Annotated in this window: 11 protein-coding genes and 1 other RNA gene; 4 read left to right on the forward strand and 8 right to left on the reverse strand. The window is 33.1% G+C overall.

Features of this window, described 5'->3' with window-relative positions; all coding sequences use genetic code 11:
- The 4 genes from DNC80_RS07720 to DNC80_RS07735 form a co-directional block, all read right to left on the reverse strand.
- Window positions 1–361: hypothetical protein (locus DNC80_RS07720; protein ID WP_370628722.1), on the reverse strand; the 361-nt coding region annotated here is incomplete at its 3' end.
- A 143-nt stretch (window positions 362–504) separates the two neighbouring features.
- Window positions 505–1,371 (reverse strand): DUF4238 domain-containing protein, encoded by an 867-nt coding sequence (locus DNC80_RS07725; protein ID WP_182650586.1) that lies wholly within the window; start codon window positions 1,369–1,371, stop codon window positions 505–507.
- A gap of 20 nt (window positions 1,372–1,391) precedes the next feature.
- Window positions 1,392–2,645 carry a DEAD/DEAH box helicase gene (locus DNC80_RS07730; protein ID WP_182650588.1) on the reverse strand — a complete coding sequence of 418 codons (1,254 nt, stop codon included), beginning with the start codon at window positions 2,643–2,645 and terminating at the stop codon, window positions 1,392–1,394.
- 102 nt (window positions 2,646–2,747) lie between these two features.
- Window positions 2,748–3,794, reverse strand: a complete 1,047-nt coding sequence (locus DNC80_RS07735; RefSeq protein WP_182650590.1) for a formimidoylglutamase — start codon at window positions 3,792–3,794, stop codon at window positions 2,748–2,750.
- Window positions 3,795–3,893: 99 nt separating this feature from the next.
- Here DNC80_RS07735 and DNC80_RS07740 point away from each other — a divergent pair, with 99 nt between their 5' ends.
- Window positions 3,894–4,778 carry a hypothetical protein gene (locus tag DNC80_RS07740; RefSeq protein WP_144892161.1) on the forward strand — a complete coding sequence of 295 codons (885 nt, stop codon included), beginning with the start codon at window positions 3,894–3,896 and terminating at the stop codon, window positions 4,776–4,778.
- A 49-nt stretch (window positions 4,779–4,827) separates the two neighbouring features.
- Here the strand turns inward: DNC80_RS07740 and hutI are convergent, their stop codons facing one another.
- Together hutI and DNC80_RS07750 are read right to left on the reverse strand one after the other, a co-directional pair.
- Window positions 4,828–6,066 carry an imidazolonepropionase gene (hutI, locus tag DNC80_RS07745; RefSeq protein ID WP_182650591.1) on the reverse strand — a complete coding sequence of 413 codons (1,239 nt, stop codon included), beginning with the start codon at window positions 6,064–6,066 and terminating at the stop codon, window positions 4,828–4,830.
- A gap of 11 nt (window positions 6,067–6,077) precedes the next feature.
- A complete protein-coding gene (locus DNC80_RS07750) occupies window positions 6,078–7,151 on the reverse strand; it encodes a glutaminyl-peptide cyclotransferase (RefSeq protein WP_182650593.1) in 1,074 nt (357 codons plus the stop codon).
- A gap of 87 nt (window positions 7,152–7,238) precedes the next feature.
- Between DNC80_RS07750 and ffs the strand changes: the two genes are divergently transcribed.
- From ffs to fsa, 3 genes are all read left to right on the forward strand, one after another.
- Window positions 7,239–7,336, forward strand: an RNA gene (ffs, locus tag DNC80_RS07755) — signal recognition particle sRNA small type.
- Window positions 7,337–7,417: 81 nt separating this feature from the next.
- Window positions 7,418–8,221: an SDR family oxidoreductase gene (locus DNC80_RS07760; protein WP_182650595.1), complete on the forward strand. Its 804-nt coding sequence runs from the start codon at window positions 7,418–7,420 to the stop codon at window positions 8,219–8,221.
- 140 nt (window positions 8,222–8,361) lie between these two features.
- Window positions 8,362–9,018, forward strand: a complete 657-nt coding sequence (gene fsa / locus DNC80_RS07765) for a fructose-6-phosphate aldolase (protein ID WP_182650597.1) — start codon at window positions 8,362–8,364, stop codon at window positions 9,016–9,018.
- A 231-nt stretch (window positions 9,019–9,249) separates the two neighbouring features.
- On the opposite strand, the gene DNC80_RS07770 is transcribed toward fsa, so the two are convergent.
- Together DNC80_RS07770 and DNC80_RS07775 are read right to left on the reverse strand one after the other, a co-directional pair.
- On the reverse strand, window positions 9,250–10,689 hold the full coding sequence (locus tag DNC80_RS07770; protein WP_182650600.1) for an MFS transporter: 1,440 nt from the start codon (window positions 10,687–10,689) through the stop codon (window positions 9,250–9,252).
- 168 nt (window positions 10,690–10,857) lie between these two features.
- Window positions 10,858–11,565 (reverse strand): LytTR family DNA-binding domain-containing protein, encoded by a 708-nt coding sequence (locus DNC80_RS07775; protein WP_182650603.1) that lies wholly within the window; start codon window positions 11,563–11,565, stop codon window positions 10,858–10,860.
- Between the last annotated feature and the right edge of the window lie 244 nt (window positions 11,566–11,809).

Consider the following 11,809-nt stretch of genomic DNA (forward strand, 5'->3'; position numbering starts at 1 on the left):
TATTTTCTGTATCGTTAATTATTTTGATTGAACTATAATTTTCAATTTTATTGTTTTCATTATGTTCTGAATTTGCAAATGAAGTGGTAGCGATTAATGAAGTTAATCCAAGACTCAAAGGAATATTGTTTTTTAATCTTCTAACTTCTGCTATTTGTTCCGGTAAATAATAACCACAAGTAGATTCGTTAGTTTCAGACATCTTAAGTGCGATTTCAGAAAAAGACATTTTTGAAAAATCGATGATCGTTTTATTGCATTTTTGACACAAACGTCCTTTTTTATTAGGAAGCATTTCGTCCCAATACATATTACATTTTTTCAATCTTTTTAGACTATTCTTAAAATTTTCTAATTCCATTGTTTTTTTTTAAGATACCAGTAGTCTTAAGTACTTGCTTAAGTTGTGCACTTCGTAACTGATGATTTTTCTATAAAGATAAAATATATAACAAAATATAAAGATGAATTTAATATAAAATTTACAATCTTACTATATCCTTGTTATACAATGGTTGGATTTCTTTTAACAAATTCTTTCAAATATTCTTCATTTTCAGACGCCACTTGACATTGACAGTATCGAAGATTTAGACGATTGTAGTATTCTACAGCATTGAAGTCACAATGAATAATTGTCGATGATGGTAAAGGTTTGTTTTTATAAAGTTTTGTTGAAAAAAAATTAATAAAAATTTTACTTGTTAAAGCTAAACCGACATAAGCAATCTCTTTTATGTCTGGATTAAAGTATACATTTATTTTATCTCTTTGAGTTGCTGCTCCAAAATCTGGAATAAAAAAATAATTAAACTCATTTGCAACTAAAATTTCGTATCTCAAATCTCCCATCTTTTCCAAAACTTCATCAGCAATTTTCAAATAGCTTGTCAAATTACTATATTTTACATGGTTTTGGAATTCTAATGACTTTTCAAAATCGGCTTTTAATTCAGGTGCAAACATTTCGCTTAAACCTTTTAAAGACCCAAAAATAGCTTCATCTACTTCTTTTTTATGTTTTGATGTTCGCATTTCTGCAATAATTCCATATTTAACGAAATATAGTAAAGCGTTAATAATCTCTTCGTTTTGATTGTTATTCGAAATAAAGTGTTGAACTATTGAAACGTTTTTTGCAAAGTCTTTTTCAAAAAAATCATTTAACTCTTTTTCTAATGTTTCGTGATCAATTTCTCCATCTGAAAATCTTGAATTAGAGTATTGTTCACTAAAAAGAGATTTCAACGTATTTTTAAAGAATATTTTCTTTTCAAATTTATCATACACATAAATTTTTCCTTCACTTTTGTTGAAGAAATTCTTAATATGAACTTTTGAGATTATATGATGATTCTTTGGTACGCTCATAATTAATATCCCTTAACTACCTAGTACCAGCGTTTCTTATTTTGTTTTGATGTAGCTGATTTTCTTGATTTATGAGCTCCACCACTTCTGTTTGAATTTTTTTGTTGTGATGCGGGTGCCGACTCAGGGCTTCCAGAGTGCCAATGAAACAAATGATCATTAACAGTTTTAACATCTACTTTTATTAGTTTTTGAATTTCTTTCCAATACGTATGTTCGTCTTTACCGCAAAAAGAAATGGCAATTCCGCCATTACCAGCGCGTCCTGTTCTTCCTATGCGGTGTACGTAGGTTTCTGGAATATTAGGTAAATCAAAATTGATTACTACTGGAAGTTGATCAATATCAATTCCTCTGGCAGCAATATCAGTAGCAACAAGAACACCAATTTCTTTGTTTTTAAAAGCATCAAGAACACGTTGTCTCGCATTTTGGGACTTGTCTCCATGTATAGCTTCGGCTGGAATATTGTTTTTGCGCAACGCTTTGACTACATTATCAGCACCATGTTTTGTTCTAGAGAAAACCAAAACATCTGTCAAGTTTTCGTTCTTGATTAAGTGGTACAATAAATTTCTTTTTTCCCCTTTTTCTACAAAGTATACTCTTTGCTCCACATTTTCGGCGGTTGAGGAAACAGGTGAAACAGTTACGGTTTCAGGATCTGTTAAAAACATTTCAGCAAGTTCTCGAATGGCAATTGGCATCGTAGCCGAAAAAAACAAAGTTTGTCTGTTTTTTGGCGTAAGCTTTACTATTTTTTTGACATCATTCACAAAACCCATATCAAGCATTTGATCTGCTTCGTCAAGAACTAATGTGTGAAGATGATCTAAGTCAATAAACCCTTGTTTGTGTAAATCCAGTAATCTTCCAGGTGTAGCAATCAAAATATCGATACCGTTTTTTAAAGTATCTACTTGTGGATTTTGAGAAACACCCCCAAAAATGGTTAGCTGAGTTAGATTAGTATATTTGGCATACGTTTCAAAGCTTTGGCCTATTTGCACGGCAAGCTCGCGCGTAGGAGTCACAACAAGAGCACGAATTTGTTTGGCTTTTTTTGAAGACCCTACAATTCGATGCAGCTGGTGAATAATAGGAATTGCAAATGCAGCAGTTTTTCCAGTTCCAGTTTGTGCACACCCTATTAAGTCGCGTCCAGATAAAACTATTGGAATAGATTGTTCTTGAATGGGAGTTGGGTTTAAATAACCTTCTTCAAAAACGGCTTTTTGTATGCTTTTTGATAATGATAACTCTTCGAATAACATATTTTTGGGTATTAATTGAGCTGTAATTAGAAAGTAAACAGCGTGGCAAAGATAGTATTTATATTTTTGGTTACTTTTTTCTAAAAATTAAAGGTTACTTTATTAAATGATAGGTAGCAAGGAACCATTTGCTTTTATAAAATCAGTTACCAGATACCCTATTAATTTACCTATCAAATGATTGTTTTTATCCTCACCCAAATCAGGTGCGCCTTCGCAAATGTGAATGTAAGCTGCATTACGGCGTTTTCCATAATAATAAATAAACTGTCGCAATTGTTCTACAGAAAAACCACTCATTGTCATAGCACTACAAGCTATATTAGGTATGGCATCTAAGTCAATTTCGATGCCAAACGGTTCATCATTGATGAACTCTAGGGCATGCATCATTTCTTGTGTAAAGTCTTTTTCTCTCCTGATACTGATGCTGTCATAGGTATTGTATCGTACTCTATCATCTAGTTTTTTTATAGTATCCAATACATTTTTTGAGGTGTAATTTTCATGCAATCCAAAGACAAAATATTTTTTTAAAAAACCTTCTTCAAAAGCATAAGAAAAACCGTTTCCACTATGTCTTCCTTCTAGAATTCTAAAATCAGAATGAGCGTCAAAGTTAATTGCATTTATAGGTTTACCTTTAGCAAGAGCAGTTCCTTTTATGTTTCCGTACGAATTATTATGCCCGCCACCAATAACAATAGGTATTTTTCCTAATTTTACAATGCTAAAAATAATATGGGAAACATCTTTATCTATTTTTGAAACCAATTGGCTTAGTTTAGAACGGTCATCAATATCGTTAAAATCAAGGTTTGCTACCTCTTTCATCAACTGTACTACGTCAAGTTGTCCTAAAATTACAATTTGACTTCCTTTACAAAACCTATTGTGTTGAATATTAGCTATACTAGCTATGGCGCTGTCCCAAGCAGAAGCAGCTCCTGGTCTGCCATAATTGGCTCGCACACCTATATCTTCAGGAATTCCAAAAAGTACATATCGAGCCTCGCAATTTTTTATAAAATCCAGTGAGTCAGTATCTTTTGGGATAGTGATCATTTTTTCACCAAATTTTATCTCTCCACTTCTGTGGTTTGTAATTTTAGCAAGATCCTTTATTGTGAACGGTATTATTTTTTCCATCAGAAAAATTTTTTTTCTCAAAAATAATATAATTGCATTAACATACGTTAGTACATGGACAGATAATGTTAAATTTGTAAACAAAAAATTAAATTCGAAATGGAAAATCCCAAAAGCAGTTCAAGCCTTAAAGCGGTTGTAGCGATATTAGCTATTTTATTAGTAGGTAGTTTAGTCTATATTTTTAAAATCACTTCTGATGCTGAAGTGGTAAAAACAGAGTTAGGTACTACATTAACCGAAAAAGAGTCGGTTATGAAAGATTTACAAGAGTTAAAAATGACATATGATGCTGCCATCTCAGAGAACACATCCATGTCTGACGAACTTATTTTAGAGAGAGATAAAGTTGTAGCATTAATGACAGACTTAAGTAAGTCTAAAGGCGATGTAGCTTCATTATCAAAATACAAAACTCAATTTAATGCTTTACAAGGTAAAATGAAAGTATTGATGGCGGATAATGAGTCTTTGAAAAAGGCAAATACCACTCTTACTTCTCAGCGTGATAGTACAGCGGTAGTTCTTGGTGAGTCAAAAAAATACAACGAGGCACTTGCTGGTCAGAACGAAGAATTGACAAAAGTGGTTGAAAAAGCAGCTAAATTAACGGTGTTAAACACAAGAGGTTCTGCATTCAAATTAAAAAGCTCTGGTAAAGAAATCTCAACAGATAAAGCAAGTAGAGCTGATGTTTTGAGAATAAGCTATACAATTGCTGAAAATCAAGTAGCTCAATCAGGAACAAAAGCGTATTATGTTCAAGTAATTGACAGTAAAAACAATGTTATTGGAGATAAGAAAACTGAAAATTTTGGAGACAATAGTTTGACTTACAGTTTTATTTCTAACATCAATTATGAAAACAAAACTGTAGATGTTACTGAAAGTGTGAGAGGAAAAGATTTTCCTAAAGGAACTTATTACGTAAATATTTTTGATAAAGATCAATTGGTTTCTAAAACTAGTTTTACTTTAAAATAAAATATCAACCATATAATAGGAAAGAGGAACTCAATGGTTCCTCTTTTTTTTATGAAATTATTTCTCCTGCAATTATAACAGTTTCTATAAGATTACTGCCAAAAGCGTATGGCAATTGATAATAGGACGAAACAGGTTCTGTAATAATTAAATTTGCGACTTTGCCTCTTGTGATACTTCCGTGCGTGGTAGCTAAATCCATGGCATATGCACCGTTTATTGTAGCTGCATTGATAGCTTCTTCGGGTGTCATTTTCATTTTTATACAGGCTGTAGCTACTACAAAGTTCATATTTCCTGAAGGTGTAGATCCTGGATTAAAATCTGTTGCAAGTGCAAGCGGTAGTCCCGCACTTATCATTTCGCGAGCAGGTGTGTATGGAATACTCAAAAAATACGAACATGAAGGTAATGCTACGGGCATAACGTCAGTATTTTTTAAAGCTTCAATATCATTAGGAGTCATGACTTCAAGATGATCAACTGAAAGGGCACTGTATTGCGTTCCCGCTTGGATTCCGCCTATAGAATTGAATTGATTGACATGTATCTTTGGCTTTAAGCCAAATTTAATTCCGGCTTCCATAATTTGTTGGGTCTCTTCAACAGTAAAATAACCAGTTTCACAGAATACATCAATGAAGTCAGCCAGTTTATTTTTTGCAATGGTAGGAATCATTTCATTGATTATAAGGTCAATATAGCCTTTGTGGTTTTCCTTGTATTCCAATGGAAATGCATGTGCGCCTAGAAAAGTAGCTTTGATTGTAACAGGATAATTTTGTTTTAATTGCTGAATTACTCTAAGCATTTTTAATTCTCCGTCAACGGTTAAGCCGTATCCTGATTTAATTTCAACAGCTCCTGTACCTAATTGCATTACTTCTTCTAGTCGTCCCTTTGATTGTTGATAGAGTTCTTCTTCTGAGGTTTCATTTAGTTTTTTAGCCGAATTTAAGATTCCACCACCACGATTTGCAATTTCTTCGTATGTCATGCCATTAATGCGGTCAACAAATTCTTGTTCACGGTTTCCTGCATACACAATATGCGTATGGCTGTCACACCAAGACGGTAAAACTATTTTCCCGGTTGCATCAATGGTTTTATTAGGTGTCATTTGAGGCAACTCTTCCATAGCGCCAAAATCAGCAATAAGTCCGTTTTCTATAAAAAGATAGGCATTTTTTATTGTGGGTAGAACAGCCATATCGGCACCAGATACTTTCAAAACGGAAGAATCCCGAACCTGAAGCAACTCTTTAATATTAACGATTAATGTTGTCATTTATAATGAAGTTATTCAGTGATTTTAATTTCGAACATTTTGTCCCAATTTTTCCCTGTCACAAAAATGGTTTTTGTTTTTGGGTTGTATGCAATACCGTTTAAAACATCCGTGTCAGGTAATTGAGTGATTTTTTTCTTTAAGTCCGCAAGATTTATAATAGCTTCAACCGCTCCGTTTTTGGGGTTGATCACAGCGATAGCGTCTTTTTGATACACATTTCCGTAGATTTTACCATTGATCCACTCGAGTTCGTTAACGCCTTCTACTTTAGAATTTGAAGAGTACACATGAATTTGGTCAATAGGTTTAAAAGTTTCAGGATTTAGTATGTGAATGGTTTCTGAGCTATCAGTCATGTATAAATGGGTACCGTCATTAACTAATCCCCAGCCTTCCATATTTTTATAGTATGGCATTGTTTTTTCTTTTTTGAAAGTATCCGCATTGTACACGTATCCTTCATTGTTTTGCCATGTTAATTGATATACTTTATTATTAAGAATTGTAATGCCTTCGCCAAAATATTGATCAGCCAATTCTACTTTTTTATACACTTCTCCAGTTTTGTAATTTGTTTTTCTTAAACTCGAGATTCCTCTTTTTCCTGATGGGCCTGAACCATTTCCGGTTCCTTCATACAGCGTATCCCTATAAAATTCTAATCCTTGAGTGTAGGCAGCAGTATCGTGCGGATAGGTGTTTACTACGGTGTATTTTAATAATTTTGGTTGTATATCAGACACTAATTCAACGCTTGTGGTAGCTTCTGAGTTTTGTCCTTCGAAAAACACTATGGCCTTTACGTTTTGGAATCCTAATTTTTTGTCTTTAAAATCTATTTTAAAAGGTGAATTTCCTTTGGAGGATGCTATTTTTTTATCGTTAACATAGAGCGCAATGCTGTCAATTGTTTTAGTATTGCTGTTTACTATGTTTACATCTAGTGATTCATTTGGCGTGTATTGCAGTTTGAATTTAGAATTATCTATGCTAAATAAACTATTTTGATCTTTTTTTGTTTCGTTGCAACTGTTAAGAGCTATTCCTAATAAAATGACAGATAGCAAGTTATATTTTTTCATAATCGTTTTTTTTGTTGCACTAATATACAACGTTATTTTTAATGAGTAAAGCACTTGCAAAAATATAAAAAGATTGTATATTTGCACCGGCAAGTCCTACACGACCAGCTCCTGCAGACTCCCCCAGGATGGGAACATAGCAAGGGTACGTGGTTGAGCGGTGCGATGTAGGTCGCTTGCCATTTTTTATTTCTTTTTAGTAAATGTAGTCTTCCTTAGGGAAGATTTTTTTATTTTTGACCAATCCTAATGTAAAAATAAAGTTGATGAGTAAGGTAGTTTTGATTACAGGAGGTTCTTCAGGAATAGGGAAGTCTATTGGAGAGTTTTTGCAGCAGAAAGGTTTCACTGTTTATGGCACTAGTAGAAATCCAGAACGTATAGTAGATTCAGTTTTTCCATTAGTAGCTTTAGATGTAAGGGATGCTAATTCTATTCGTACGGCTGTTGCAAAAGTTATTGAAATTTCCGGAAGATTGGATGTTGTAATTAATAACGCTGGTGTGGGTATTACGGGACCATTGGAAGAAATTCCGATGCAAGAAATGAAGAATAATTTTGAGACTAATTTTTTTGGTCCTATTGAAGTCATGAAAGCTGTGTTGCCGCAGATGCGTTCCCAAAAAGCAGGTTTGATTATTAATGTGACATCTATAGCAGGTTACATGGGATTGCCTTATCGAGGAATTTACTCCGCTTCAAAAGGGGCTCTTGAATTAATTACTGAGTCTTTGCGTATGGAGGTTAAGTCCTTTGGGGTGCATATTACAAATGTAGCTCCAGGAGATTATGCTACAAATATTGCCTCTGGACGATTTCACGCTCCTGTGGTAGAAGGATCAGCTTATGAAATTCCATACAGAAATACGTTGAAAACAATGGACGAGCACGTGGATAGCGGAAGAAATCCAAATGAAATGGCCGAAGCGGTTTATAAAATTATACAAACTCCCAATCCAAAAATTCATTATAAAATAGGAGCTTTTATTCAAAAATTCTCGGTAGTTTTAAAGAGAATTCTTCCTGATAAAGTATATGAAAAAATACTGATGAACCATTATAAGTTGTAATTTTGCACGGGATTTGCGTGAGGGATTGCAGTGGAAATCCTTTTATTTTTTTCTTTAAAAAATAAAAGATTGTAACGAAAAGCCCGACCCTTGGGTCACGCCCAAAGAATTAGAAACACACAATTAAATATAAAACAATTATGAAATTTTTTATTGACACGGCTAATTTAGCCCAGATTAAAGAGGCGCAAGCTTTAGGCGTTTTGGATGGCGTAACTACAAATCCTTCCTTGATGGCCAAAGAGGGCATAACAGGAAAAAACAATATTTTAAAACATTACGTTGATATTTGTAATCTAGTTGATGGTGATGTGAGTGCCGAAGTAAATGCTTTGGATTACGAAGGAATGGTGAAAGAAGGTGAAGAATTAGCGGATTTACACGAGCAAATTGTGGTAAAATTACCCATGACGAAAGAGGGTGTAATGGCTGCTAAATATTTCTCTGATAAAGGGATCAAGACGAATGTAACTTTAGTATTCTCTGCAGGGCAAGCATTATTGGCTGCAAAAGCAGGAGCTACTTATGTTTCTCCATTCATTGGGCGTTTAGATGATGTATCTACAGACGGTTTGGCTTTGATTGAAGAAATCAGATTAATTTATGATAACTACGGGTATGAAACACAAATTCTAGCTGCTTCTGTACGTCATACAATGCACATTGTAAATTGTGCAAAAATTGGTGCTGATGTTATGACAGGTCCTTTATCTGCTATTCATGGTTTATTGAAACACCCATTGACTGATATTGGATTAGCGCAATTTGTTGCTGATTTCGAGAAAGGAAACAAATAGATTTGAGATCGTAAACGAACTATTTTTGGTTTAAGATTTTATAGTAATGAAAACTCCCTTTATGCTTTGCTGCAAAAGGGAGTTTTTTGTTTTTATCTAGAACGATTGAAAATGTACTATTTGAAACTATAAGATGAATTTCATATGAGAATTCTCAGCGACTTGAGTTTCAACAAAAAATCCCTTTCTAATAAACATAGAATGGGATTTTTATATTATTTGAAATACGACTTAATGTCCTCCAGAAACTTTTTTATCAAAATCAATACCTTGAGCTCTTAAAATTCCACTTACTTTCCAAGCATAAAAAGCTAGATAAGCAAAGCATAAAATTCCAATGATATAACTTTGTTGGATTCCTATTCCTTCAGCAATTTTTCCTTGTAAAACGCTTATGAAACCACCACCCATAATCATCATAATTAAGAAACTACTTCCTTGACTAGTGTTTTTTCCAAGTCCACTTACCGCAAGGGTAAAAATACAAGGCCATAACGTACTACAAAATAATCCAACACTCGTGAATGCGTAAACACTTATCATTCCGCTAGTTGTCATTCCTATTGCTGTGGCAATAATTCCTAACGTTGAAAATATTAATAACATTCGGGCTGGATTTCCTTTACTAGCCATATCAGCTGCAATTAGAACCAAAATCACTAATCCATAAACATAAAATGGAGTTAAATCATGATTTGCAATAGAATTAACCCCTAAAAACACACCAAAAGCTAAATAAGGAGCAATGAATCGTAATATTTTTTGCAGACTCATATCATTTGTAAACGCTTCGACTGCTCCAGTCCAACGACCAATCATTAAACTAGCCCAATATAATGAGATATAGGGAGCTACATCTTTTGTCAGGAATCCTAATTTACTTTCCATGTAAGCGGGTAAATTACTAGCAGTAGAAACTTCAACGCCAACATACAAGAAAATTGCAATCATACCCATTACTAATTGAGGGTATTGCAAAGCCGATTTTTTTGCAGGAACTCCATCGTGAGCTTCTGTTTCTTCAACTAAAGCTGGTTTGTCTGGCAAAGAAGAAAATTTTAAAAGGATAGCAACAAGTAAAAATGCAACACCTAAAACCAAATAAGGAATTTTTACGCTTTCTATACTTGCACTTGTATTGGCATTTGCACTTGATCCAAAAATGGCAAAACTAACGATAAGTGGACCGATAGTAGTTCCAAAATTGTTAATTCCTCCAGCTAATGTAAGGCGCTGAGAACCCGTAGATATTGGGCCTAAAGCAATTGCAAGTGGGTTAGCAACAGTTTGCTGCAACGAAAATCCCAAACCAACAATGAAAAGCCCAGCAAGCATTAAAGTAAATGATCCAGTATTAGCAGCTGGATAAAATAGAAGTGTACCTAAAGCTGAGATTAATAGTCCCAATGAAAGACCATTTTTATAGCCAATTTTATTCACTAAATCTTCTTTTAGTACAACTGAAACCCCCATATATATTAAAGATCCAACAGTGTAGGCAATGTAAAAAGCAAAAGCAACTAATTGACTTTCGCCTTGAGAAAGATTAAATGCGGTTTTAAAAACTGGGATTAAAATGTCATTACTTGCAGCGACAAATCCCCAAAAGAAGAAGACGGTTACTAGAGGAATAAATTGCCCCCAATTGGTTTTTGAATTTTCAGAATTCATGATTTAATTTAATTAATAGGTTAGTAAAATAATTCTTGCTGCAATAGGGTAAATGTATTTCTTAACCAACATAAAAAAAAATTATTTCTATTAAATTTCGTTAGTTTTAAACCAACAACCAGTTTTATTCAACAAAAGACTTTTTTGTAATATGGAAAGTTAAGGAAATTAATCTAAAATTTTACTTTTCACTTCTTTACTATAATTTCTGCCTATAGGTATTGTGAAGGAAGCTATTTGTATTCTATTTCCTTCAATTGTTTTTACTTTATCTAAAGCGATGGAGTAAGATTTATGAATACGAATAAAGCGATCTTCTGGAAGTTCCTCAGTTAAAGAAGAAAGTGATTTATGAGTAATATAGGTTTTTTCAGCGGTAACTACTTTGATGTATTCTTTCATTCCTTCAATGAACAAAATTTCATCAATATTAATTTTTACCATTTTTTTATCTACTTTGATAAAAATATACGGATCTACACGATGATTCTCTTGTTTTGTAGCTAATCGGTTTTGAAATTCACCAGTTATTTTTGATATACATTTTATAAATCGAGGCAGCGGGATAGGTTTAACTAAATAATCAAGAACATCTAAATCATAGCTTTCAGCAGCAAACTCGCGGAAGGCGGTTGTGATAATAATCTTGGTATTCGAATTATTTTTATACAATTGTATCAACTCAAAACCAGACATGAGAGGCATATTTATATCTAAAAATAGTGCATCTGTAGTGTTGTTATTTAAAAAATCTAAGGCTTCAATAGAATTATTAAAAGTAGCAATAACTTCAAATTCTGGAAAGTTTTGGAAATAGTTGATTAATACTTTAATAGCCAATGGTTCATCATCAATCAATACGCACTTAATCTTCATTGTTTATAGGTATTTGTAAACGAATTATATAGTAATTAAACTTGATTTGATGGTTTAACTGATAATTGTTTTTAAATAGTAATTTTAATCGTTCTTTAGTATTAGATAGACCAATTCCATTTTTAGAGTTTTCATTTTGTGAAAGTACAAAATTATTTATTATTTCAAAATCGAGTGTTTTATTGTTGATGATTTTGCAGTTTATCTTTATGGTTAAGTCCTTATTATTTATTCAGCCATGTTT

It is taken from the genome of Flavobacterium sp. SOK18b (genome assembly GCF_014156605.1).
In the GTDB taxonomy this organism is placed as follows: Bacteria; Bacteroidota; Bacteroidia; order Flavobacteriales; family Flavobacteriaceae; genus Flavobacterium; species Flavobacterium tiangeerense.